Here is a 24,243-nt window from a genome sequence, read left to right as displayed (position 1 = left end):
CCCTCGGTGGCGCATTCGCGCGCGTAGCGCCTAGGCCTTCCTCTGGGTGCGACGGCGCGTTGGCAATGGGGGAAGGTTGGTGTCACGCATCATGTAGCGTGCGCAGGCCTCGATGTCTTGGTCGGAAACTCCGGCTTCCGCAAAGGTGTTCCTCCATCCAGAAACGATCTCCAGAATTTGCTCGGCTTCAGCATGCGCCTCCGCGGGCGTGAGCATGAAGCGGGTGGCCTGGGTCAGGGCGTTTTGCAGCGTCGGGTCCGTGCCGTGATCGCCGACAATCAGTTGCTGGTAGGGAATGCCTTGCAATTGCGGCTGGACGTCATAGACCGGTGACAGCCGCCAATCTTCCCCACCTTGATGCAGGAAGGCGTGATTCTTGGCGTGGTCGTCCGTGTTTTCGATGAGGATGTTCAGGACCATGCGTCGGAACATCTGGAGACAGTCGTCGAGAGGCCAGGGTGAGTAGCGGCGCGCCACCTCCGCGATGTCTGCATAGGACATTTGTTCCTCAGGGATGCCATCGGCAAGCAGCAGCGTGCGCGCGCTCGCGAAGTGGATGCGGTCGCCGCCAGGTTCCCGGTCAAACCGCTTGACCAGTAGCGTGTTTTTCCTGCCCAGCTGGACGAGCCTGGACTCGGGCGCCTCGATGCCGCACGCTTGCGCCAGCACGAGTGAGGCATGCTCAATCGCGCAGAAATCCACCTCGTCGCCCTCTGCTGGGAACTTGGCGATCCAGGAGCTTCCTTCATCATCGACAATCGCCTTGGGACGGGCGCCGCCAGCGGTGCCGCCCGGTCGCAGCAACTGGCGAAGACGATCGTCGATTGGCAGCTGCAGTTCGACGGCGCGCGCGGCCTCGAGCAATCCTGGCAGATCCCCGCGATGGAACACGGGAGGATGATTGACCTCATACCGATCCGCCACCCCGGCGAAGCCGAGCGCGCCGATCCGGTCCTCGCCGGCCAAGGCCAGGTAGTCAATAGCCGCGCGCCTGCGTGGATTGAAGGCCCGATCGATAACGCGCCGGCCCCAGCGGTCCGGTCCAGCGTCTTCGAAAACAGGGTGTAGCTCTAGGCCGGACGGCGCTGAATACTTGCCATCACGGAGCGGCAAGTCTGGGGAGAGAGCGATGGCGTCCTTACGCTGCAGATAATCAGGCACGTAAGAGAACAGGCACTGCCGACCACCGATTAGATCCAGGCGGCCGCAGAGCACAGGTTCATGGCTGTGCGGTCGGTAAAACCAAACGTACAGGTGATCGTTCATGGTTTCTTCCACTGGGACTGCGACTTGGCGGCAGGCCGTTGAACGCGGGAGATCTCCAGATCCAGCGCGACCTCATCCGCGGCAGGATTCGCAATCTCTGGAAGCCATTTGAGGCGTCCAACCAGCCAGAGCGCCATTGCATAGACGGCGACTGACACCGACGGATCGCCTTGCTCCATCTTCCGGAGCGTCGGCACTGAAACCTGCATCCGCTCGGCGAAGGCCACCATTGTCTCTTTGCGCCGCTTGCGGGCAACTTGCAGATTGAGACCGAGCTGGATCAGCGACCGGCTGACCGGGCCTGGTAGGGTTGAAACTGCGCTGGCTTTCCTAGGCATGATGCAAATAATAATAGTCTAAATCGCTAAAAACAGAACGTATTATTTGCTTTTTCGCCGGATGTCAGCTTTCCATTAGCGGCGTATACGTCACTTTCGCATAATTAACATTATGTTAAGTTTAAGGCACATTCAGGCATTGTACGTCAACTACCCGTTGGCGACCCGGACAACGACTCGCTGAACGTGGAGTGGCGCATGCGGGTACCACGGCCCTGCGCTTACCCTTGGTTGTATCTCAATTGAGATGCATAATGTAGGTCAAAGCATAGGAGATTTCCATGGCGCATACCTCAATGCTGCACATCCGCGTGGACGACGACCTCAAAGCCCGGGCCACGCAAAACCTCGCCAGCGTCGGGCTAACCGTGTCCGACGCAGTTCGCATCCTGTTGACACGAATCGCCAAGGAGGGCGGGCTGCCGCCCGGTCTGACGACGGATCCCGAGACCTATGATGCTTGGTTCCGCGCCAAGGTCCAGCAAGCGCTGACCGACCCTGCCCCGCCGCTCCCGCATGACCAGGTCATGGACGACGTTCAGGCGCTGATCGACCGGAAACGCCGTGCGCGCGGTTGAATGGACGCGGTGGGCCAGGGCCGATCTTCTCGCCATCGTGGACTACATCTCGGATGAGAATCCGGATGCGGCCCAGAGCCTGAAGGACGACCTCGAAGCGAAAGCGGCACGGCTGCCGGAACACCCCGAGCTCTACCGAGCCGGCCGCGTCGCGGGCACGCGCGAGATGGTCGTGGCGGCCAACTACCTGGTCGTGTACGCCGTGGATGCCACCACCATCCGGATCCTGCGGGTACTCCATGCCGCGCAGCAATGGCCGTCGCCCGGTTGAGCCAGGCGAGGACTGACCAAAAAATGGGTGCGCCGCCCTGCCGCGACGCGCCTTCGGCTTCGCCCTTGGCGAAGCCACCAGCCTTTTGCGTGACAGACCGCCTGAGACCTCCAAGCACTAGCGCTGCCTGGCGTCGTCGTCCTGGACGCGCAAACACGGCGCGCCGGCTTCGACGCTGGTCGTCGCGGCAGCTCGTCGACTGCCTTTTTGAGATTGTTGCCGCGCGTTGGATGTGACTGCCGAACTCAGGGGCTAAGCACGAGTCCGTCGCCGAGCTTGGCCGCCAGCGCCGTCAAGTTCTGGCAGAATTTTCGCTTCTCCTCTGGCACCCCCCGCTGGGCGGCGATCCATCCCTTGAACGCGCAGAAGGACTCGGGGGAGATCGCTGTCAGGCGCTCCATGACGCCCGTTTTGGTAAAGACAATCGTGCTTACCCGACCGCCACGCAGGAGCTTGGTCATCCCATAGGACATGGCCGCCCCACTGTCATCCGCAATCGTGGTCGACAGCGTCGCTTCCGGCGTGCTCGCTTGCACGGCGCCAACGATGTCGACCACGAAGCCGACTTCGTTTCGCCCGCGCACGCAGAACCCCATCCTGGGGGCGAGCATGAAGGTCGGATCCACTGCCTGGAGTGCGGGCAGGATGACTGACTCTGCGATGGGCTTCGCCGTGACGAACTGCACGCGCTTGTTGTACAGCCCGAGTCTGACGGCATCGTCGATGCGGCAGCCCGCGGCGGACGCATAGGCAAGAATCGCGTAGTTCCCAATCACCGAGATCGTCTCCGCGAAACCCGCGCGGCGAAACGCCTCCAACAACTGAACCAGAATCTGTGGGGCATTGCCAGGCGCGTAGGCGGAAATCTCGCTTTCGGTTCGCGTCAGTTCCAGCCGCTTGGCCGCGGCGCGGCCTGGGCGGGTCGCCCCCGACGCCTCCGCGCGCACGGCGGCCTCCCATTCCGCAAAGCGCTGACATGCAACGCCATACTGCTCCAACTCAAGGCGCTCCAGATGGCGGACTTCAAAGCCGCCGCATTGGAATTTGCGACGCCCAGACGAGGCGGTCGCTCGCGCTGGGGCCTTCGTGGCACTCGCAAAGTCGTGCGCCGCTTCGCGGGGCGGTTCAGGCGCGGGAGCGGGACTCGCCGGACGCTCTTCCGTTGCCGCCTGCTTCGCCGGCGCGGCCGGCCGCGGCTTGATCACGGGTTCGCGCCCGGCAAACCGGCGCAGGTGATCGAGCTGCTCTTCCGCGAACGGCCCCTTCGGCAGGGTCAAGACCACCTTCGCAATGGCGTCGCCCGTCCGGCCAGTCTTGGTGTCACGCAGGCCTTTGCCGGCAAAGCGCAAAGACTTGCCGCTGCCCGTATTTGGCGGGACGTCTACCTCGAAGGTTCGTCCCACGATCTCGATGGTGGTCTTCCCGCCGATCCACGACGTGATGCAATCGATCTTCACCTCGCAGTGGATGTCGAGACCATTCAGGTACGTAGTCCCGGACTTCACCACCCGGATTTCGCAGAGCAGGTCCCCGGCCGCGCCACCGAACTCCCCTGGCATGCCGCCACCGACTGCACGAAGGATACGACCGGCTGGGGTGTTCGGCGGCACTTGGATGTCGAAGTGCCTGGCTTGTTTGAGGGTACCTTTCCCTTTGCACGGGCTGCAGCGCCAATCCACCCCCGACCCCTTGCACTTGCTACAGGTACGCTGCCCCCAACCATCCGCGGAAGGATGCCACCCGTCGCCGTCGCACTTTTCACACGCTACGGGAGCGTCCGTTTCCCCTGAGCCCCCGCAAGACGGGCATGTGTCTTCAACTTTGACCTCAATGGTTGCCTGGCCACCACGGACCGCCGTGTCAGCGTCAATCGACGTCTTGCAGCGAATGTCCTCGCCTCGTACAGGTGGTGGTCTGGATTGACGGCGTCTCCGCTGGCGCTGGTGAAACGGCTGGCGAAAGAGGTCTTCGGAATTAGCGTCGTCTTTGTCCGGCCCGGCCCACCAGGGATTCCCGCTACGGGCCGCGCCATTGCCCAGGTCGTACTCCGCGCGCTTCTGGGCGTCGCCAAGGATGCGGTTAGCCCTCTCGATTTCCTTGAATTTCTCCTCGGCCTGCTTCTTTTCCAGGGCAGACTTGCCGTGCTGTCGGTCGGGATGAAATTTCATCGCGAGCCGCCTGTAGGCCGCTCGGATCTCCGCCTCGGTCGCGCGAGGCGAAACGCCGAGAGTGTTGTAGTAGTCGATCATCACCGGCTAATCAGATTCACCTCGCTCATGGTCTGCGGGCCGGGACTGTGCTTCGGCCATCGAGACGGCGGACTGGCACAAAAAGATACCACTACCGATCCCTCACGGCGGACGCACCAGTAACGATGTACCGATTGCGCCACATAACGGATCGCGGGTTCAACTCCGTGGGCGTGCGTGATTAGTTCGCCTCTTGCGTCCCGCTTGCAACGCCCTACTCCCGCGTTTATCGTCCGCAGCGCTTGTGAGTTCTCCGGCGAGCAGTGCATCCGACTCAAGGCGCAACGCCGAGCGCTCAAACAGCCTCGAATTGTGGCGGCCCTGCAAGGTCGAGGATGCTCCACCGAGCGTGCAATGGTCTGCTGCGTGATCATTTTTCGCTGGCAAAAGAACTGCCGGGAAAAATGGCTCCTAATCCTGTGTTGCGCGATGTTTATATCGCCGTATCCTGCTCCGGTAGGTCCTGCTACCACCCGCGCCCGTCCCCTGATGAGCGCGGGTTCTTTTTTCGCGAACAGATGAACTGCGCGGCGCAGGCTGGATTGCCGTCAACGGCAACCTGGCGGATACTGAATGTGGGCGGCGCCGCAAGGTGTTACCCGATTTCTTCTTGGACGTTCTGCGGCTCTCCTCCATCGGAGCGAGGGCTGTTTTTTTGGTCGCGCTCACTATTTGGCAAGCGGCGCGTCCAACTTGCCGACGGCAGCCGCAGCTGCGCGGTCGAGCGCCGGATCTGCCGGTGTCATGTCGACCTGCGGGCGGCCTGGCCTGCGCGCACAATCCGAAAGCGCGCCAGTCGTTTGCCCGGCCCGCTGGCGCCCAACGGAGTTGCCAGTGAACCTCAACCGCCGGTCTAGCCTCCTTCGTCTTGATTTGGACAAGTCAGGACGCTGGGCAAGAACTCTCCCTCGATCGTGGCTACCGCGCACGCACCGAGACCGAAGATGCGGCACGGTCCTGTGTTCGGATAAGCCGTGGATTCGTGGTGATGGCCGTGGAAAGCGCGTTGCACGCCCATCGCTTCGATGAGCGTGTCAATCGCCTCGAACCCGTGTGGGTGACAAGCCGGAGCCTCGTGACTGACCAGGACATCCGCATGCTGACTCAGTAGCGCGTTGTAGGTCTGCGGGAAGATCGTGCTGCGATGGCGCCGCGGCAGACCACCCCGCCAGTAATTCCCCTTCCCACATTTGGCCAGATAGTCAGTGGCGCTCTCTACGCGCGATGGTTCGGGCGGCATCCAGACCTGGCCGCGAAAAATCCCTCCCAACCCGGCAATCCGAAGGCCTGCAATCGTGACCACCCGCCCATCCAGGTTCCGGTCGGCCAGGCCCGAGCCGAACAGGTTGTCGTGGTCGGCATCGCTGTCGGTGTCGTGATTGCCAGGAATCCACCAAACTTGCGTCAGGGGAAGGATGCTGGCGAGCTCTTCATCCAGTGGGCGCCTGGCCTGGATGTCGCCAGCGAGCACTACCGCCTCGGGGCGGTGACGGTGGACGCTTTCAATCAGCGGGCCGAACTCGCCATGGGGGTCGCCGCAAATGAATACGTGGCCTTCAGACATCGGTCTCGGATAGGTGACTTGGTTCGATGGAATCGACGGCGGTGAACCTGAACGGCCGGCGGGTGTAGGCCCGCCATGCGTCTCGGCCACGGTCTGGGTAAACGCGCCCCGTATGACCTCGTGCACCTGTGCATGGCCTATCGGGCGCGCTCCGTTTGCAAAGTGGCAGTCCGCTGTCACCCGATTATCTCTGAATGATCACCAATCTACCTGATCACCAGTCTGTCGAATGCGTAACCGCGACTGCGCCCGCGCAAGGTTACTTCATCCACCAGTACGGGTTCTTAAGTCAAAGCGGTACGCGGGACGACAAGACCTAACGAAGTAGACCGTTCCCCGCTTACAATGTTGCTATGCAATATGAATCTGGGCCGTAGAAGCGCGCGAATCGCCACAGGTCCTACTAGCAGGGGAGGCGGCAATGGCGACAGCTCTGGCTGCGACCAAAGGCGAAGCACTAAAGCTCCTGGAAACAGAGGGCGTCACGGTCGTGGATTTGGACTACGAATCAGGATGGAAGGATGCGATTGGGCTGGGCAGGCTGGGCGAAAAGCTTGGCATACGTGTCCAGTATCGCGGCCATGAGAGTATTGCCGTCAGCTCGCCCGCTGCACTCGTTGCCGGACTGAGTCGTCCAAAGCTCACGTTCCGTCAGCGCAATCTTTACTGCCAATTTGACCTCAGCATGCTACCAGTGGCTGACTTGGAGCGCCTGGAGGGAAAAGCGGAGAAGCTCGGAGACTACATCCTCGCTGGACATCTAACGAGGGATGTCGATGCTGTATGGACGGAATAAAGCATTGCCATGCAGCCATCCTGAAGTCCAAAACAGAATCAGCGCCGCGAGTCGCGCCTTGATTTGCCTGGCCGCCCTCGGGTAGCGCTTATCTCGTAGAGATATGGTTGGCCGGTTGCGGATTGCCCGTCGTCGTGGCAGCAGCTACCATCCCTGAAGACTTGTTGTGCCCGGCGATGTCGGGCCGGTCCTGCAGGGGCGCAATCTGACTACCAACGGGAACGCCGTGACGAATCAGCTCGATCTATTTGAAGATGGCCGCGATGTCATGCTTCGCAACGACGTGCTCACAGCGCTGGAGCAACGCAATGCCGCCGCCGGGCGTGAAGCACTGCAGCGCCTGGTCGCGGAATATCCAGACGACGCGCTTGTGCCGACCCTGGAGACACTTGTCTGTGTGTTGGAGGCTCCTGTCCACGAACACTTCGCGACTCACACGGCGCTGCGCGACACCTGCGAAGTGTGGTGTTTGCCGAGCATGCCGGCAGCGCGCCGAGCATTCGGCGACGTAGCGGGCATGGCTTGGTGCCTACCGCTGTGGCGTGCCGTCGCCCGGGCCGCCTCTCAATTGCCGTTTCACCGGGAGATGCCCGAATGGCATTCGGCACCCCTATGGATGCGCGCTGGGGAATGGACTGCGGCATGCAACAGCATCAAGCGAATCGGGTCATGGCGACGAATTCCAGCTCCCCTCGCCTGGATGGCCGAGACGGTCTACCGGCTCCAGGGGCTTGACCCGGCATGGCCACTCTTGGCCGAGCTTGCCTGGCTATCCCCGAAGAAGCTCGGCGCGCTCATACAAACGCTCGGGGATTCGTCATTGCTGGCGCTGCGCCGGCGGTTCGATGCGAATTTCGACGGTGACGGCACACCCGAGGATCTTTGCTGGTTTCCCGCCTGGTCCTTGGCCGAAAAACCCGGACTTGCTGCCCTCTTACGCGCGTCCGAGCCCTCGACGGGCACATCACCCGAACAGGGATTGCGGATCATGCTGGAGTTGTTGACCCTTGAGCGCCAGGGTCGCCAGCATGACTTGCTGGAACGGCGAAAGGACTTACGCGGCCTGCACGCGGGCCTCTTCGAGGCCTACATCCGTACGCGGTAACGTCTCGGGCTTTTCGCGTTTGCACGCACTCGCAGGGCACAAAAAAATGCTCTCCACCTCGCGGAAGAGAGCGCGCGCTGCGTTGACATCCGTGTCCTGGGGACGGCGGTGATCGGCAATTTCAAGCGCCTGCGCAGCCAACACGTGTTGTCACATGACCACGCTGAAGTTGCTCCCGCCACCAGTAATCATGTTGGCGCGCCAACCGACCGGTCGGTCATTCTTGCTCAACGAGACAGTGCTTGGGTCGCTTGCCAAACCTCGCAACGCAAAAAGGAATAGAGAATCTCTGAACTGATGTATGGCCTGCTCCACGCGTCGCGCAGCGGCACGAAGGCCCACATTATCAGGAGACGCCCCTCTTCACGGTTCGCAGAAATGGGTACGCACAGTCGCAGACCGATGTCATGGGCATGGGTCTAGCGCTCGGCATGCGGAGTTGACCTCATGGCGCGGCACGTTGCTGCTTGCCACGGCGCGCTCTGTGCGGCCTGGCCGGGGCGATCAAAACGGGGCGCCGGTGAGCGCCCATCCTGCCTCAATCGACCGGTTGCCGAAGGCCAACTCGGTTGAGGCGAAAGATCACGCCGAAGCTTCGGGTGTCACGACGGTCTGTGCCACCTTTTTCGCCGGGGCTCGCTTCTTCGTTGCGGACGTCACCGCAGCCTTCTTCGGCACAACAGTCGCGGCGGCTTTGCTACCAGCAGCCTTTTTCGAGGCGACCTTCGTGGCGGCAGCTTTGCCGGAAGTCTTCTTGACGCCTACAGCCTTCGCTTTTTTCGCCGCGAGCTTGTCCTTTGCGGCTTGCTTCTCAAAACGCGCTGCGGACTTTGCGGCTTCAGTGGCTTTCACGACCTCACGCTTTGCGGCTTCAATGGCCTTCTTCGTGTCGGCGCGCAGTTTCAGCAAGCGCTTTTTCGCTGCCTGGGCTTCACGTGCGAGCACGCTCGCCTTCTTCGTCGGTGCCGTCAACTTCTTTGCGACAGGCTTCCTTTTGGTAACCGCGCTCGTCGGCGTCGATGCTTTGGCTTCTGCGACCATGTTGATTATCCGTTATTCGTTGGAGCGCGGAGTATAACCTTTGTCGCGATCTGCAGTGATCCGTGGGCTCACCATGGGGTTGCCAAACGGCTGAAATATCAACCAACGATCCGATGTGTTTCAGCTTCGCTCCGCTGCATTGCAGCACACGTAGAGCTTGAATCCGGGGACAAGAGCGTTTAGTGTCAATGCTTGGTGTGCGCATACTCAGCGCGTCCTCGCACCGAGTTCACTCAATGTTGGTCCTGTCATCCTCCGTGGAACTCCGTCCACGGACCAGCAGTCGTAGTTCCTTTTCCGCCCCCCGACAAAGGAGCCTGACATGCTCAGTCCGCATGAAATTGCCGCGCTGCTACTGCTTGGCGATGCGCAAGACATCGACGATCTCGAACCGGAACAGTTAGACGGCTTGCTGGTCCACAAACTGGTGACGATGGAGCATGGCCACGGCAGCCCAAATGCCCACCCTCGCTTGACGAGTCAAGGGGCTTCTATGCTTGAAGCCCTGCGCCGCATTCCGTAACACGGCTCCTGCCGCAGGCGGCGCGATCTTCGTTCTTGGCACCGGGCATGAATGGTGTCCACCTCCGAGACTCGAGATGAGTTGTATGAAGTATCGAGAGGCCCCTATCACGTTGTGACCTATTTGTCGCGAAGGATTGCTAACGCCGAATGTCGCGGATCACCATTGCCTCGTTGGAGAAGCGGTATTGCTAGGCGCAGTGGTGAGCAACGTCATCGTGGACGGCCGACATCGAATTCTTGCGACTGCCACTTGCAGGGCCAACTGTGGTGTTTGGATGATGGGCGCGGGCACCGCGGCTAGGTATTTTGTCGAGTCAGGGCGCGGATGCCAGGGTATATCTCGGAGCGCCACCGGGGGCCAGAGAAAAGATCATAGTGGCCGCACCGGCGCGCCGTCACGTGCCGCTTGTCCCGTGCCGCAATGCCGCGGCACAGACCGTGCGCTGCGTGGGTCTGCCCGCAGCCAGAAATGGCGTCGTGGTCGCCTTCTATGGTCAGTAGCGTAGTGGCGCGGATGTCTTGCGGACGCACGGGCTGCCCTTGCACGAACCAATTGCCGCGCGCCAGACGGAATTCCTGGAACACGATCTGGATGGTATCCAGGTAGAACTCGGCCGCCATGTCGAGCACCGCGTGGTAGGCATCGCAAACGCGCCGGAGGGCTTCGGCACGCTCGTAGTCACCCACCACGCGTTCCAAATAGTAGTCCCAGTGCGACGTCGCCAAAAGACCTGGCTGTGCCGCCATCAAGCCGGCAAGCTGCAGGAAGTTCGGGTACACCTTGCGACCGGCACCGGCATAGCGACCGGGCACTGTATAGATCAAATTCCGTTGAAACCACATAAGGGAGTGGTCTGCGGCGAATCTTCCCACTGCGGTGGGGCTGCGACGCGCATCGATCGGCCCGCCCATTAGGATCAGACTCCTGGGAGTCGGCTCGTCCGCGCTGGCCAACAGGGAAACAGCCGCCAGGGCCGGTACGGTGGCCTGGCAGATGGCAATCACGTGCAGTGGTTCCGCCGCGCCAATCTGACGGATAAACGCCTGCAGTTCGGTGACGTAGTCATCCAGGTGAAACGGCCCGTCCACCAGTGGAACACAGCGCGCATCAATCCAGTCCGTCACATAGACAATATGCTCGGGCAATAAGGTTTCGACGACCTCGCGAAGCATGACGGCGTGATGCCCAGCCAGCGGCGCACAGACCAGCACAGCAGGTCTTGTATGCGAAGCGGCGGCGCCAAGTGTGACCGGATCAGGTGCGAAGCGCAAAAGGCGGCAAAATGCCCTTTCCAGGACGACTTGCTCGACCACAGGGATGACGCAGCCGTTGTGCTCAACAGCTGCGATACCGAACCCCGGCTTGTCGTAGGTTTGTCCCAGACGGGACAGCATTTCGTAACCAGTGGCAAAGGCGGGAGCGCCCGGTATCTGCGACAGCGGGTTCTCATGATCGGAAAACGCGCTTGCCGCGTTCGCTGCCCACACAGCGAATGGCGCGAACATTGCGCGCTGATACTCCATGAACCGGTAGAGCATGGAGGCCTCCAAGAAAGTACACCGGGCTGGCCGGCGGCCACGATCCAAGCTCCAGACCTCATCGGTCCAGATCGCTTTGATGAGGGCGATGTCGAGGCAGACGTACCGCTGGATCTCGTCTGCGGCCCCCATACCTATGCGGGTGCAGGGGCTGTACCAGAGTTTCACTATAGGCGGGGCAACTATTGCTGCAGTGCCAAAGATCGGTGGAAAAACTGATTCCTTGGTCGCGGCGATCATCGTCGATGTAGGAACGCTCGTCCCTCCGATTTACGCTGTATGGCTCGAGTCGCCGATTTGGCGACCTGTGCGTGCTCATTCATGAGCACATCACGTCGGCTCAGCTTCACGAGATCATCCAGGCGTCCATGGGCTGGACGGACGATCATCTGCACCAGTTTATGATTTCGTTGAGGCGGAGAGCGGCGCACCAGACGCCGAGGCCGTCAAGTATCAATAGCTTGATGGGGGTGTGGCGGGCGTTCGCAAACAGGTAAGCGTGATGAGATTGGGCTGTGCCGAAGACCTGCACCACGCGCGCCAGCAGCCGCTCGGTATCGGCAAGCACGTCGATGGGCTCGACAGCCAGCCGCAGCACGCCAATGCGAATCATCGCATCCAGTCCCCGAGCAGTTGGGCAGCATTGCTGCGCCGCCGGGAGCGGCCAGTACACGATCAGCGTGCCGCTCATGGCGCTGGACCTCGATGCGGCAATGGCTGAACATGCGGAGGGATGGCCCAATCCACCCAAGATAAGCAGCATCAACAAGCCTTATAAGCGGCATGTCGATGAGGCTTGTGGCGTGGTGGACGGGGCTTGGCGCGATCTGGTCGCACGCGCTGGAGACGTGTTGCGATCAAGGTCAAGGTCTCGTTCAGGGCAGCCTTGGCCCAGCGCAGGCCGAGCAGCAGTGCAGGCAGGACACGTTTAAGGGCGGTGATGGCGTAGGCACGGTTGATCCGATGATCCGAGTCAATGTCATGTTCCTGCGCGGCCGCAAGACAGCACAGGGCGTGCAGGTTATCGCACAGGACTTTGGCTCCGAAGTCCTGCCTGGCGGCCAACTGTGAGAGGCCGGACAGGTGTTCGAGTGCCATGCGGTGTTTGAGGCGTTTGAAGGCCTCCTCGAGACGCCAGCGCTGGTGATAGAGATCGCGGAAGGTGGCAGCCGGATGGCGGTGCCTGTCGAGCAGATTGGTGATGAGCACGCGAACCTTGGCGGCTGGCGAGATCTGCCGGATGAGCCGGACGGTCTGCGGGACGGACGCACATTCATAGTCGCGCGCGTCATTGCGGGCTGGAGCCGGGAGCGTGACGACGGTCTCGGCGCGGCCGGAGCGGACGAAGTCCCGCAGGGCAGCAAAGCCGCTACCGTCGGCGCGCATGCAGAAAGGGATGTTTCGTTGGTTGAGTACGGCTACCAGCCAGCGGGCCGGGTAGCCGCGGTCGAGCAACAGCAAGTCGTCGGATTGCAGGCGGTCCAGATGCTCGAACAGGATCTGGCGTTCGTTCTCGAGCACGCTGTGCAGTGAGGCGGCGAGCATCATCTCGGCCCCGGGGAGGTACAGGCCGAAAGCGAGTTGATCACGGGTGGCGGCTCGAGGCAGATGGCTGTGGCGGATGGCAAAACGCAGGTGCGAGGCGTCGGCTGCGACCAGCCGAAAGCCATGCCAGCGCGGCAAATGGTTGGACACCTGCTGAAGCAGCCAGTCATTGAGGTGAGCAAAGACATCGCCGCTGAGTTTGCTGCGAGCCTGGGCGAAGGCTTGTTCACTGACTCGCCGGCACAAGGTGTTTTGGCGGGCGAGCGCGGCGAAGAATTGATCGAGTTCGGCTTGAACGCCCATGCGCAAGTTGCCAAGCATGAACGCGATCAGTGTGGGCAGGGTGAGCTTGCGCTGACGGGTGAATGCGGCTGGATATTCGGGATGACGGGCAAGATCGTGAAAGACCTTGGTGTGCAGATATTGGGTAAGCGTAGCGAACAGATCGGACAGGGGCATGAGAGCCAAGCGAAGATCGAGAAACGATCCTCTATTGGCCGCCGCCCTGCTTGCGCTAAACAGCCAGCGCAAGCAGGGCGGCGGCCGCTCGAACCTCGTCATCTGTCAAGCGTGCGCGTGGCAAATTGCGATTCTATTTGACGGCTTATCTTGGGTGGATTGAGGGATGGCCCCATGGCCGAACCGCTGCGTCGGTCCCCGCCGGCAAATGTGACTAGCGCGACTGTTTTCGGATGATTTCAACCTGCTCATCGATAATGGCCAAGAGCTCGGATACTGAGCCGGAGAAATGCTGTCGTACCTTCTCTCGTGTTTTGCGCTCGCTGGCTGAACGCACGAGCTCGTAGCTACCACCTTCTTGCGAAAAACGGATGACTCGCAGTTCCTTGCTGGGCGGAACCCGCAGCCAATAAGAATACCCATTCCTTATCCCTTTCTCTGTGCGTTCGTGAGGAATCAGGTATGGCCGGGCAAGCATGATCTCGGCGTGAATCGCTTCAAAGGACATGGTGCTGCTCTCAAAAAAACGAAACCCCTGCATTGCGGGCAGGGGCGAATTCTATTCTGGGGGGCAGAAGCTGAGGTTTAGGCGTCTTCTGCAATCAGGAATCTCTTGGGGTTCTTACCGAGCCAGGCCGGTTGGCGACCACGGCCGGACCAAGTCTTCCCGGTCTTGGGGTCACGGTACTTAGGGGGCAGTTCCGACTTCGGCTTGCTTGCACCGCTGCCCGCTGGACGGCCGCGACGGCGCTTGGCAATGTCTTCGACCGTCAAGCCATACTCCGCCATCAGGGTCTGAATCTTCTCGATGACGCCCGCTACTTCATTAGCGCGTACCTCTTCCAGTTGGGCTTCGAGGGCCTGCTTCTGGGACATGAGTTCCTTATAGGATGCCATGCGCGTTTCCTTTCCAGGCGAGGGATGAGAGAAGATAGTTTAAAGCTAATCAAGCTTAGACGCAAAATTCTTTTCACCCTATCCTTATGGGCGCACAATCCAATGGAAAAACATCGATGTAATGCCACCTGAATCAAGCCGTACTCCGAGCACATTATCGATTAGCGCGGTGAGCGCAAAGCGGAATGGCGCCAGCGCTATGAGAGTCAGTGTGATGCTCTCGGCAAGGCCGCGTGAACAATTGGGGCGGGTATTGGATTGCAAACGCCCCAGGCAAGTTGGGGAGCGCTAGGTTCCCCAGCAAGAAGAGTTCACATATTGGCTCGTATTCGGTGCTCGACACGGACGCTGAGACCGTCGTGCGGCCGCCCGACGACGTCCCCGCATGGCCTCTCCCCTCGCTCGCCGGACAGGTCCGTTAGCGCAGCCTCGGGGTCGCCGGCGGGACTTGTTTCGCCATCTCCGCACTTCAGTCATCTTGGCATAAGGCGAGGACATGCTCGTATAAGCTCTGTGACTCGCTCTAGCGCTCTGGGATCGCAGAACTGAGCCGGAACCTGGCCACAAGCCAGGCGTTGGAGAGACGAATATTGGTCTCCTATCTTGCGGCTAGACAAGCCAGCTACGCAGGAATGACCTGAGGGTGCAACAAATTGGGCCGCAAGACGTAATTTTGGCCCCCAAAGACCTTGTGACTTCAGCAGAGGAGCTTAGCAGCCTTGGCATCGACCGACCGATGGCTTGCATCGTAGACGCAAGTCGTCCTTTGCGGCCCAATTCATTGCACTTTAGCCCACCGCGGCTCACTGCGCTTTCAAGGGCTGCAGTTCCGGGTTCCGGCTACGCTTCCTTGCCTTCCGCACGTGGCTGTCTCGGATACAAGATCACCAAGCCTGCCCCCCTTCGCGTGGGGACCACGCGATAAGCACAACGTTATCGTGCCTTATCGCCGCGGCCTGGCACGCCCTCCCCTGCTCCGTTCGCTTCAACGAGTCGCTTACTGCCTCAAGCTGGCGGATTCGCAACGGCGGTAGCCGGCCATGAAGCGTCACTCGCCCGTCGCAGCAACCTGTAGTGGTCAAGTTATTTCGGACAGGCAGATAGGTTCTTTCACTGTCGTTTCCGTCTCGTAGGCGGCGGGCGACAGATAGCCCAAAGTGGAGTGCAAGCGCACCGGATTGTAGAAAGCGATGATGTACTGGTTGATGTCGCGCCGTGCCTCATCGTGGTTGGCGTACTGCCGCTGCCACACGCGTTCCATCTTGAGGTTCAGGAAGAACCGTTCCATCACCGAATTGTCCCAGCAATTTCCCTTGCGGCTCATGCTGCAAACCACGTGATGCTGCTTGAGCAACGCCTGGTATTCATCGCTCGCGTACTGGCTGCCCCGGTCGGAATGCAGGACCAGTCCCGGCTCTGGCCGGCGCTGCTGCAACGCCATGGTCAGTGCCGACATGACCAGTCCGGCCGGCATGGTGGGAGCCATCGACCAGCCAACCACACGACGCGAGTACAGGTCCAGCACGACCGCCAGATACAACCAGCCCTGCGCCGTGCGGATATACGTGATGTCCGAAACCCACGCGCGATTGGGCTCGGCCACGTCAAACTGCCGGTCGAGCACGTTCTCTGCCACAGGTAGCGTATGCCTGCTGTCGGTCGTCGAGACGAACTTGCGCTTCCATCTCGCGCGCAATCCCGTTTCGCGCATCAGCGTGCGGACCCGATAGCGGCCAATACGTAGTCCTTGTGCCCTCAGCGCATGCATCACGCGCCGGCTGCCATAGTTCGCACCACTGGCAGCAAACGCTGCCTTGACGTGGGTCTGTTCCTGCAGGCTCTTTGCGCTCGGCTTGGCACGCCGGTGCGCATAGTAGCCAGAGCGGCTCACCTGCAAAACCCGGCAGGCATTACTGACCGATACGGCCTCCTGTTGCAAGTGAGTTACCACGCGATAACTCACTTCAGTTCTCGTGCAAAGAAGGCCGACGCTTTTTTTAACAGCGCATTGTCCTCGCGCAGTTGTCGGTTCTCCGCTTCGAGCTGCCGAATGCGCTGCTGTTCGGCCGTCAGCGGTTTGCCCTCGCCCGGGCCGCCGGCGCGCTCGGCGTCGTATTGCGCCACCCAGCGGCGAACGGCCGTCTCACCAAGTTCCATCGACCGGCAGACTTCGCTGACCGATAATCCCTGGTCTCGTACCATCCGTACCACTTCCAGCTTGAAGCTGGCGTCAAATTGTCGGCGCCTTCTTGTCATCTAGCTCTTTCCTCGTCGATTCCGGATTGTCCTCCTATCGACCTGTCCGAGGAAATTAGACCACTACAACCAGACATTGGATCGGCCGGTTCGCCTTGGGAACGGTCGTTGTCCGGCCAGCCCTAATTGGGACAGTTTGCCTCGCAAAAATCGACACTTGGATAAGTGGAGGCGACTGGGGCCTCGAGCCCTGAGATTGGTTTCACATTCACAGAGAGCCCGACTTCCCCGGAGAGGGTTAGGATCACCCAATCTAGGGTTGCGCTCCCCTCGGCGGTCTAAGGGCATCCCCTTATACAGAAGTAGGACCGTCTCGGCAGCGGGGCATGGAGCCTGAGGCCGCGGAAATTTCGAGGTAAGGGGTTGTTAACTTCGCCAGACTCGCGTTTACTCTCGGATTTTGGGCAGCAATGGGCAACGAGTCGGGGGCATGGGTGGACGAGGAATTTGAGAGTCTGGATCTTGGCGATCCGCGGCGGGATCGGCGGGCCAAGGAATTGCTCAAGCGGTTTGCGGCCCTGCCTACGGCGAGCATTCCCGGTGCGTGCGATGACTGGTCGCAAACCATTGCGGCGTATCGGTTTCTCGGCAATGAGCAGATCGATTGGCGGGACGTGATGCAGCCGCATTGGGAGCGCACGGCGGAAAGAGTCGCGCAGTTTCCGGTGGTGCTGTGCATCGCTGATACGACCGAGCTGAACTTCAATGGCCAGGAAATGGAGGGGCTGGGGCCGCTGAGCTACGAAGCCCAGCGGGGCATGTTTTTGCATCCGACCTACGCGGTGACGCCTGACCGTGAACCGCTGGGGGTGATCGATGCCTGGATGTGGGCTCGGGAACCAAAGGACGCCGACGGCAACCGCGGCGGGATCAAGGAAAGCGTACGCTGGACTGAAGGGTATGAACGCGTTGCGGAGCAAGCCGCGCTATTGCCCCAGACACGGCTGGTGTATGTGACGGACCGCGAGGGTGATATTGCCGAGTTGATGGCGCGCGCCCAGGAACTTGACCAACCGGCCGACTGGCTGATCCGCAGCCAACACAACCGCAACCTTGCCGAGGGCGGCAAGTTGTGGGATAGCGTCGACGCCAGCCCGGTACTCGGGGAAATCACCTTTATCTTGCCGGGGCGTGCAGGCCAGAAGGCGCGCGAGGTCAAACAGGAGCTACGCGCAAAACGCATGAGGCTGCCCGGTCTGGATGGCCCTGCGCTCACCTGTGTAGAGGCCAGGGAGATCGGAGCGCCCGCAGGCGTCAAGCCAGTGGTTTGGCGGCTGTTGACGAACCGAGAAGCGCAGGACGCCGATGCTGTCATCGAGCTCGTCGACTGGTACCGAGCCCGATGGGAAGTGGAGATGTTCTTCCATGTCCTGAAGACCGGCTGCAAGGTCGAAGCGCTACAGCTCTCGCACATGGACCGTGTAGAGCGGGCCTTGGCGTTGTACATGGTGGTGGCGTGGCGCATTGCCCGCTTGATGCGGTTGGGCAGAACCTGCCCGGATCTGGATGCGTCCCTGTTCTTCGATGCCGACGAGATTCGGGGGGCATATGTGCTCGCCAAGAAGGCCCGCCCGAAGACACCAGTCACACTCAATCAGATGATTCGGTTGGTTGCTTCCCTGGGTGGGTTCCTCGGGCGCAAGAGCGATGGCGAGCCCGGCGCTAAGACGATCTGGATCGGCATGCAGCGAACCATGGACGCCGCGCTCACCATTCAAGCACTGCGGGAAGAGTCATGACTTCTGTATAAGGAAATGGTCTAAGGGGGCGACTGGCGCGTCAAGTACAAATTTTGGCAGCACGGGTGAAATTCCGACGGGAGATTCATGCCACTGCCGCATCCCGTCTTACTGCTATACATTTAATCTCGACTAGCAGGCCGGGATGAGCAAGCTCTGATACGCCGATAGCAGTCCATGCGCACGTACCGCGCGGAAACACGCGATTCTTTACCTCTCTGAAAGTCGGCATATGCTGACTCATATGAACATGGTATGTCGTCATGTCAAGGACGTCCTCAAACGTGCAGCCGGCTGTTTGCAGCAATACTCGCAGGTTTTCCCAGCAAGCGAAGAATTGCGCTTCAGGGTCAGCAATTACGTGAAGGCCTGCCGTCCGGCCAACCTGTCCGGCACAGAAGACAGTCGCACCAACCCTGACCGCCGGTGCATAGCCAGCACGGTCCATGATTGATTGCATTGCGGGAGGAACGATGACTTCGCGGTCTTGCATGTGGTATTTCCTTTGAATAGTACGAGGCGGCCCGAGGGGTAGACTAGTAGTGAACCTCCAGTAGGCTGCCATGGCGAGCGCGGCCACAGGTGACTCGGGATCTCATGCTTGCATCAGCTTGTGACGTTGATTACGCTTGCCAGAATGTCTTCGCCTAGCTACCTATGCCATTGAACCCCCGCCAACTCGAAGCCTTCCGTAGTGTCATGGTGTCCGGCAGCATGACTGTCGCGGCCGAACTGCTGAAGATCAGTCAGCCCGCAGTGAGCGCGCTCATAAGGGATCTCGAGAAAAGACTGGAAATTCGTCTATTCAGGCGTGAGGGAAATCGCCTCATTCCCGGAGCCGAAGCCCAGCGGCTGTTCCGTGAGGTGGACAAGTTCTACCAGGGTATGGAGCAGATCGAGCGAGTGGCGCTGGACCTCAAGTCAGCGCGCATCGGCACCTTGCGTGTTGCGTCAATGCATACTTTGGGTTTGAGCTTGCTCACCGAAGGAGTCAGGCAATTTTCGCTCTCTCGCCCCGATTTGGCGATCTCGCTGGACGTTCGAAACTCTCTAGGCGTGCTGGAGCTCGCCGCTGCGCACCAAATCGATATCGGCTTTGTTCAGATGTCGGGCACTGAGTATCCAGGGGTGGATGTTTTCCCGCTACCAAGCGTCGCGGCAGTCTGCGTCCTCCCTCGCGGCCATGCCTTGGCCCGCAAGAAGTCATTGAAAATTACTGACCTGCAAGATCAGCCGCTTATCTCCTTGAGCCGCAATAGCCCTGTGCGTATGCGATTGGAGATGGAACTCGAAGCTGCCGGAGTGACATGCAAACGCTCGGTGGTCACGTCGCTCGGTCACGTGGCATGCAGTCTGGTGGCAGGCGGACTTGGCCTAACTGTAGTCGATCCCTTCACCGCTCGCAGAGTGCGTGATTCCGGCGTAGTTTGGCGCCCTTTGTTGCCCGCCGTGAAGTTTCACTTTTCGATGGTTCTGCCTACCCATCAACCTCGATCAAAGGTTGTTGAGGATTTCATCAAAGTGGTCAAGGAACTCTTCAAAGCCAACGTGCCTTTGCCATAGGCGGCTCAAGCCCTATCTACCAGGCATTCTGGCTCACACTCGCCGGCCATTGGGCACCAATCTGGTCGAAGGCATCAACAATCGGATCAAGGTGATCAAGCGCATGGCCTACGGCTCCCGTGATGACCATTACTTCTTCCTCACCGGAAGCGGCCTGCCTGGAATCGGCGATGAACCAAAAAGGCCCTCCGCATGGGAGGAGCCAGTACTGCTCGGTGCTCCGCAGCCAGCACCGGCCTCAGCAGTGTGTCAATTCAGTCCAGCGAAATCCTGGAATGGTCAATCACCTCACCCCAACGTTTCCCTTCCTTTTCCTGGAGCTGAGTCATGTCTGCACTGGAGCCAGAGTACGGTCGTGCGCCTTGCTCCGCCAGTTGGGAAATGAAGCGCTTGTCATTGGCCACAACAAGCAAAGTATCCTGCAGCTTCTTCACTATCTCCGGCTTGGTACCGGCAGGCGCCATCAGGCCATACCACGATTCGACAACCGCATCCTTGACACCTGCTTCAGCGAAGGTAGGTACGTTGGGGATAGCGGGGTCGCGCTTTTCGCTAGCGACAGCCAGCAAGCGGACCTTACCTGCCTTCGCATAGGGAAGCACGTTCGGCAGATTCGCGAAGATCACTTGCACCTGCCCCGAGAGCAAGTCGACACTTGCAGGCGCAGCGCCCTTGTACGGCACGTGTACGAAGTTGGCTCCTGTCCTGGACATGAACAGTTCACCGATGAGGTGATTGATCGAGCCCATGCCGGCCGAAGCCATATTCAGCCTGCCGGGATTCGCCTTCGAATAGCTAATCAGCTCCGAGACGCTCTTCGCGGGAGTATTGTTGGATACGGCCAGCACATTCGACACTGTCGAGAACATCGCGACCGGAATGAGCTTCTTGGGATCGTACGATAGCCTCTTGGTAAGGAGAGGCTGAACTGCCTGTCCCATCGAGCCCAGCAACAGGGTATATCCATCCGGGGCGGCCTTGGCAACGAATCCGGCACCAATTGCACCACCCGCGCCGGCCTTGTTGTCGACGACAACTGGCTGACCGAGCTTTTCCCCCATTTGCTCGGCAACCAGGCGACCCATCATGTTGACCGTGCCGCCAGCAGCAAAGGGCACCACCAGCATGATTGGCTTCGAGGGATAAGTCTCCGCGCCAACACCCGGCGAGAGCGCGGCGATGGATATGAACACTGCAATAGACTTCCACATAATCAACTTCTCCTTGAGCATCTCGCCTTAAGCGACCAGCTTGCCAACAGCCTCGTCGAGTGCCAGTTGCGAACGCTTCAATCGGCTGCGTGCCTCGCTTGCCCATTGCTGATCTGCAGCGCGCTCCTGCGCTGCACGCTCGAGCAGGCGTGCGACCTGGTGGGGCCCGACGCTTCCGTCAGTAATCCGGGTCTCGACAAAGCGAAGCGGATCGAGCGCTTCCCGTACGGCGGCGTCGCCCAGGTGCAGTGCGATGCCAGCCGTTTCGAGCGCAGCCTCGTCGAGACGAGCACTAGTCAGTTGATCAGGGCGCAGTTCTTGCCCCACGCAGTTTCGCACGGCACGGGCGACGATGTGGTGCACCTGGCGGAAGGACAGGCCTCGTTCGCGCACAATAACGTCCGCAAGGTTGCTCGCGGTCCACCAACTACCCTTGAGCGAATCGGCCATACGGTCTTGGTGCACGATTAGGGTTTCGATGACGCCGGTGAACAGATCGAGCATGCCCTCAGTCGTTGCCATGGCTTCATCGATATGAGAGACGGTGCGCATAGCCTGGTCGCCCGTTCCTTCCGCCCGGAACGTAGCCAAGGCGGTGCTCAGCCACATTACTGCGGGACCGGCCGCCTTCCTAATGGTCTCCAGAGCTACCGGGTTCTTCTTTTGCGGGAAGATGCTGCTCGTACCACAGTAGCTGTCATCGCATTCCACGAACCCGAATTCGGTGCTGGACCAGATGTGCAGATCGGTAGCCAGGTCGTTCAGATCGGCCATGATGAAAGACAGAGCACAAATGGCATCTGCAGAGTCAAAAGCTTCACGACCAAGCTTGGAGTTCTCAACTTGACCATCGAACCCGAGCAGTTCCGTGGTTCGCGCGCGGTTTAGCGGCCAGGACGTGCCGGCAAGGCCAACCGTTCCCAGTGGATTGCGGTTGACGCGCCCGTAGGCTTGAGCCAGACGCTCAAAGCTGTCATGCAGACGAGAGCTGAAGCTGAGGAGATAATGACCAAAGACCCAAGGCTGGGCTTGCTGCATATGCGTATAGCCGGGCATGATCGTATGAGCATGGTGGCGCGCCTGCTCAGCGATCGCCCCTTGGAATTCGTTCAGCCGGTCCATCACATCCAGAATGCGGTTGCGCTTATAAAGTCGGCGTACCGTAGCGCCTTGATCAATCCGACTGCGGCCGGTGTGCATCTGGCCGCCCACATCCTCTCCAATGGTGCCGAAGAGATACGACTCGATCTGCAACAGGAAGCTACCTTTGCGCGCATCAATTGGAAACTCCGAAGGCTGCATGTTCCGAATGGTCAGCAACTGCTCCAGGATGGCGCGACCGGTGTCCACCGAAAGGATGCCCTCTTCTACGAGCATGGTGGTATGGGCGAGATCAACGGCAACGAACTCATGAAACTGCCTGCGTTCGCGCTCGAGGCCCGGCAGGGCGTAGTGCTTCGTCAGCCGAGAAGCGGGGGGCGATTTGAGTCGAGCCTCGGCAAGTGTCGTTTCTTGGGATGTCGCGGAAGTCATGTCGGTAAGTGGGGGCGATCAGCATCCGGTTTGTGTGGTGGTGCTTTTCTACCCGGCAACAATCAAATCAGACAGGGGTTCTCCAGGCGCGCTCAAGCATATTGCGCTGGGCGAAATATCGAAATGAACCTTCACCGAAGAGCGCAGCGCGCTCAGTCCGGCGAGTCCGATTCCTTGATCGAATGATGGATTCTTGGCCAGGCGGGCACAACTACAGACGAGGTTGGACGCGCATAAGAGATTCTTCTACTTACGCACAGCTCTGGTGCGATCGCCGCTCGGCCGTGCGGTCCATCATCCGGATCTTCCGCAACGGGCGACGACGAACTGGACTACCCACTTGAGCGAACGGCGCTACTACCTTGGAAGCAGTCGTTGGGGCCGCGCGGTGCCGAACGGCAGAAGGGGGGCACAGAGACAGCCGTGGCCTGGCGGTGGGCAGCCGGCCGAGACCGGCCATGAAGCGTCGTTGGCCCGCACGATCACTCGGCCGTTCGAACGTCGGTTTCAGCCAAGCTAACGGACTTTCGCTGGCCAAGAATTTAAGTCACATCATCGCCGACCACTGGCCGGCTGACGAGTCGAGTTTGACCATGATCAAGTCCGAGCGATCCGGCGCCGTTCCCTGGCACCAAATGCAAGGCTCCTGGCACGGAAAGCAAAGTCCGGATTGACCCGCAACTCCTACATTGATGGCAACGCGATGTGCGTTGGAAGTCCATATCAAGAGGAGACATAGAATGGATACATCCAGTCTTTATTACGGACCATGGTGTCGCGGTCTGGCTTGCGAATATCGCACGTTCCGATTCAGTCTTGGTGCGTTCGGAGGCTGAATGATGCGCGTAGAACAACTGACCGCCAGCATCGGCGCCGAACTCGTAGGCATGAAGCTCGCTGATGCTATTCATGACGACGGCCTGTTCAACGAGATCCGCGCCGCCTTGCTACGGCACAAGGTCCTCTTCCTGCGGGACCAGGACATTTCCCGCGCCGAGCATGTCGCATTTGCCGAGCGCTTTGGCAAGCTGGAAGATCACCCGGTAGCCGGCAGCCATCCGGAGCACCCGGGGCTCGTGCAGATCTACAAGCGGCCGGACCAGCCGATCGACCGTTACGAGAACGCCTGGCACACCGATGCGACCTGGCGTGAGGCACCTCCGATGGGTTGTGTCCTGCGCTGTGTGGAAACGCCCGCGGTCGGGGGCGACACGATGTGGGCGAACATGGTTCTCGCTTACGAGAACCTGCCCGCGCACGTCAAGGCGGACATTGCCGGCCTGCGGGCACGGCACAGCATCGAGGCGAGCTTTGGCGCAGCTATGCCGATCGAGAAGCGCCTGGCGCTGAAGGCACAGTACCCGGATGCCGAGCATCCGGTCGTACGGGTTCACCCGGAAACCGGCGAGAACATCCTCTTCGTCAACGCGTTCACCACGCACTTCACCAACTTCCATACGCCCGCATACGTGCGTTACGGCCAGGATTACAACCCGGGTGCGGCCGACCTGCTGCGTTACCTGGTGACCCAGGCCTTCATTCCCGAATACCAGGTGCGCTGGCGCTGGAAGGCCAACAGTATGGCGATCTGGGACAACCGCAGCACCCAGCATTACGCAGTGATGGACTACGCGCCCTGCCATCGCAAGATGGAGCGCGCCGGCATCATCGGCGACAAGCCCTTCGGCATTGGCGAAGGCGAAGGCGAAGTCAAGGCGCATATGGCCCAGCCGGTCATGGCCTGAAAGATTCATCCCAAGGAGAGAGA

At 60.3% G+C, this 24,243-nt stretch carries 23 protein-coding genes and 2 pseudogenes; 11 read left to right on the top strand and 14 right to left on the bottom strand.

Annotated features, from left to right (window positions below; translation table 11 throughout):
- Positions 1 to 30 precede the first annotated feature (30 nt).
- Together ABNX08_RS37630 and ABNX08_RS37625 are read right to left on the bottom strand one after the other, a co-directional pair.
- Positions 31 to 1,266, bottom strand: a complete 1,236-nt coding sequence (locus ABNX08_RS37630; RefSeq protein ID WP_022540173.1) for a type II toxin-antitoxin system HipA family toxin — start codon at positions 1,264 to 1,266, stop codon at positions 31 to 33.
- Positions 1,263 to 1,604, bottom strand: coding sequence for a helix-turn-helix domain-containing protein (locus ABNX08_RS37625; protein ID WP_022540172.1), 342 nt, complete (start codon positions 1,602 to 1,604; stop codon positions 1,263 to 1,265). Before ABNX08_RS37625 ends, ABNX08_RS37630 begins: the two co-directional genes overlap by 4 nt.
- 281 nt (positions 1,605 to 1,885) lie before the next feature.
- Between ABNX08_RS37625 and ABNX08_RS37620 the strand changes: the two genes are divergently transcribed.
- The gene (locus ABNX08_RS37620; protein ID WP_022540171.1) at positions 1,886 to 2,182 is read left to right on the top strand and encodes a type II toxin-antitoxin system RelB/DinJ family antitoxin; all 297 of its coding nucleotides are present in this window, start codon (positions 1,886 to 1,888) and stop codon (positions 2,180 to 2,182) included.
- Positions 2,169 to 2,453, top strand: a complete 285-nt coding sequence (locus ABNX08_RS37615; RefSeq protein ID WP_022540170.1) for a type II toxin-antitoxin system mRNA interferase toxin, RelE/StbE family — start codon at positions 2,169 to 2,171, stop codon at positions 2,451 to 2,453. The genes ABNX08_RS37620 and ABNX08_RS37615 overlap by 14 nt, the downstream gene beginning before the upstream one ends.
- Positions 2,454 to 2,698: 245 nt before the next feature.
- On the opposite strand, the gene ABNX08_RS37610 is transcribed toward ABNX08_RS37615, so the two are convergent.
- On the bottom strand, positions 2,699 to 4,702 hold the full coding sequence (locus tag ABNX08_RS37610) for a GSU2403 family nucleotidyltransferase fold protein (RefSeq protein WP_022540169.1): 2,004 nt from the start codon (positions 4,700 to 4,702) through the stop codon (positions 2,699 to 2,701).
- Positions 4,703 to 5,555: 853 nt separating this feature from the next.
- Positions 5,556 to 6,266 (bottom strand): metallophosphoesterase, encoded by a 711-nt coding sequence (locus tag ABNX08_RS37605; protein ID WP_022540168.1) that lies wholly within the window; start codon positions 6,264 to 6,266, stop codon positions 5,556 to 5,558.
- 421 nt (positions 6,267 to 6,687) lie between these two features.
- Here ABNX08_RS37605 and ABNX08_RS37600 point away from each other — a divergent pair, with 421 nt between their 5' ends.
- A complete protein-coding gene (locus tag ABNX08_RS37600) occupies positions 6,688 to 7,062 on the top strand; it encodes a hypothetical protein (protein ID WP_022540167.1) in 375 nt (124 codons plus the stop codon).
- A gap of 226 nt (positions 7,063 to 7,288) precedes the next feature.
- Positions 7,289 to 8,167: a hypothetical protein gene (locus tag ABNX08_RS37595; RefSeq protein ID WP_041682383.1), complete on the top strand. Its 879-nt coding sequence runs from the start codon at positions 7,289 to 7,291 to the stop codon at positions 8,165 to 8,167.
- Positions 8,168 to 8,749: 582 nt separating this feature from the next.
- On the opposite strand, the gene ABNX08_RS37590 is transcribed toward ABNX08_RS37595, so the two are convergent.
- The gene (locus tag ABNX08_RS37590) at positions 8,750 to 9,208 is read right to left on the bottom strand and encodes a hypothetical protein (RefSeq protein ID WP_022540165.1); all 459 of its coding nucleotides are present in this window, start codon (positions 9,206 to 9,208) and stop codon (positions 8,750 to 8,752) included.
- Between the two features lie 322 nt (positions 9,209 to 9,530).
- Here ABNX08_RS37590 and ABNX08_RS37585 point away from each other — a divergent pair, with 322 nt between their 5' ends.
- Positions 9,531 to 9,731, top strand: coding sequence for a hypothetical protein (locus ABNX08_RS37585; RefSeq protein WP_022540164.1), 201 nt, complete (start codon positions 9,531 to 9,533; stop codon positions 9,729 to 9,731).
- Between the two features lie 299 nt (positions 9,732 to 10,030).
- On the opposite strand, the gene phaZ is transcribed toward ABNX08_RS37585, so the two are convergent.
- Positions 10,031 to 11,272, bottom strand: coding sequence for a polyhydroxyalkanoate depolymerase (gene phaZ, locus ABNX08_RS37580; RefSeq protein WP_022540163.1), 1,242 nt, complete (start codon positions 11,270 to 11,272; stop codon positions 10,031 to 10,033).
- A gap of 311 nt (positions 11,273 to 11,583) precedes the next feature.
- Here phaZ and ABNX08_RS37575 point away from each other — a divergent pair.
- Positions 11,584 to 11,646: pseudogene (locus tag ABNX08_RS37575) on the top strand (hypothetical protein); the annotation flags it as partial.
- 11 nt (positions 11,647 to 11,657) lie between these two features.
- Here ABNX08_RS37575 and tnpB read toward each other — a convergent pair.
- The 5 genes from tnpB to ABNX08_RS37550 all read right to left on the bottom strand — a co-directional run bounded on the left by tnpB (position 11,658) and on the right by ABNX08_RS37550 (position 16,429).
- Complete coding sequence (tnpB, locus tag ABNX08_RS37570; RefSeq protein WP_349608988.1) at positions 11,658 to 11,963, bottom strand: IS66 family insertion sequence element accessory protein TnpB; 306 nt, start codon at positions 11,961 to 11,963, stop codon at positions 11,658 to 11,660.
- Between the two features lie 71 nt (positions 11,964 to 12,034).
- The gene (locus ABNX08_RS37565) at positions 12,035 to 13,276 is read right to left on the bottom strand and encodes an IS4 family transposase (protein WP_051370080.1); all 1,242 of its coding nucleotides are present in this window, start codon (positions 13,274 to 13,276) and stop codon (positions 12,035 to 12,037) included.
- 214 nt (positions 13,277 to 13,490) lie between these two features.
- Complete coding sequence (locus ABNX08_RS37560; RefSeq protein WP_022540160.1) at positions 13,491 to 13,784, bottom strand: hypothetical protein; 294 nt, start codon at positions 13,782 to 13,784, stop codon at positions 13,491 to 13,493.
- Between the two features lie 77 nt (positions 13,785 to 13,861).
- Positions 13,862 to 14,173 (bottom strand): H-NS family nucleoid-associated regulatory protein, encoded by a 312-nt coding sequence (locus ABNX08_RS37555; protein WP_022540159.1) that lies wholly within the window; start codon positions 14,171 to 14,173, stop codon positions 13,862 to 13,864.
- Between the two features lie 1,078 nt (positions 14,174 to 15,251).
- Positions 15,252 to 16,429, bottom strand: a protein-coding gene (locus ABNX08_RS37550) for an IS3 family transposase (RefSeq protein ID WP_374063754.1) whose coding sequence is annotated in 2 segments (ribosomal slippage) — positions 15,252 to 16,162 and positions 16,162 to 16,429 — 1,179 coding nt in all. Because the reading frame shifts where the segments join, the coding sequence is not laid out codon by codon here.
- 410 nt (positions 16,430 to 16,839) lie between these two features.
- Here ABNX08_RS37550 and ABNX08_RS37545 point away from each other — a divergent pair.
- Positions 16,840 to 18,168: an IS4 family transposase gene (locus ABNX08_RS37545; RefSeq protein ID WP_374063801.1), complete on the top strand. Its 1,329-nt coding sequence runs from the start codon at positions 16,840 to 16,842 to the stop codon at positions 18,166 to 18,168.
- A gap of 85 nt (positions 18,169 to 18,253) precedes the next feature.
- Here ABNX08_RS37545 and ABNX08_RS37540 read toward each other — a convergent pair whose 3' ends face one another.
- Positions 18,254 to 18,661, bottom strand: coding sequence for a RidA family protein (locus ABNX08_RS37540; protein ID WP_349607509.1), 408 nt, complete (start codon positions 18,659 to 18,661; stop codon positions 18,254 to 18,256).
- Between the two features lie 164 nt (positions 18,662 to 18,825).
- On the opposite strand from ABNX08_RS37540, the gene ABNX08_RS37535 reads away from it, so the two are divergent.
- Both ABNX08_RS37535 and ABNX08_RS37530 read left to right on the top strand, forming a co-directional pair.
- Positions 18,826 to 19,731: a LysR substrate-binding domain-containing protein gene (locus tag ABNX08_RS37535; protein WP_022540157.1), complete on the top strand. Its 906-nt coding sequence runs from the start codon at positions 18,826 to 18,828 to the stop codon at positions 19,729 to 19,731.
- A pseudogene (locus tag ABNX08_RS37530) lies at positions 19,730 to 19,897 on the top strand (transposase); the annotation flags it as partial. The gene ABNX08_RS37535 and the pseudogene ABNX08_RS37530, both read left to right, overlap by 2 nt.
- A gap of 88 nt (positions 19,898 to 19,985) precedes the next feature.
- On the opposite strand, the gene ABNX08_RS37525 reads toward ABNX08_RS37530, so the two are convergent.
- Together ABNX08_RS37525 and argH are read right to left on the bottom strand one after the other, a co-directional pair.
- Positions 19,986 to 20,942, bottom strand: a complete 957-nt coding sequence (locus tag ABNX08_RS37525; RefSeq protein ID WP_349607512.1) for a tripartite tricarboxylate transporter substrate binding protein — start codon at positions 20,940 to 20,942, stop codon at positions 19,986 to 19,988.
- A gap of 27 nt (positions 20,943 to 20,969) precedes the next feature.
- Complete coding sequence (gene argH / locus ABNX08_RS37520) at positions 20,970 to 22,475, bottom strand: argininosuccinate lyase (protein WP_349607514.1); 1,506 nt, start codon at positions 22,473 to 22,475, stop codon at positions 20,970 to 20,972.
- 458 nt (positions 22,476 to 22,933) lie between these two features.
- On the opposite strand from argH, the gene ABNX08_RS37515 reads away from it, so the two are divergent.
- Positions 22,934 to 23,149 (top strand): hypothetical protein, encoded by a 216-nt coding sequence (locus ABNX08_RS37515; RefSeq protein WP_349607516.1) that lies wholly within the window; start codon positions 22,934 to 22,936, stop codon positions 23,147 to 23,149.
- A 165-nt stretch (positions 23,150 to 23,314) separates the two neighbouring features.
- Entirely contained in the window at positions 23,315 to 24,220 is a 906-nt protein-coding gene (locus ABNX08_RS37510) for a TauD/TfdA family dioxygenase (RefSeq protein ID WP_041682377.1), read from the top strand.
- Positions 24,221 to 24,243: the final 23 nt, after the last annotated feature.

Source organism: Cupriavidus sp. DF5525, from assembly GCF_040149425.2.
In the GTDB taxonomy this organism is placed as follows: domain Bacteria; phylum Pseudomonadota; class Gammaproteobacteria; order Burkholderiales; family Burkholderiaceae; genus Cupriavidus; species Cupriavidus pickettii_A.
This window is presented reverse-complemented; position numbering and strand designations above follow the sequence as displayed.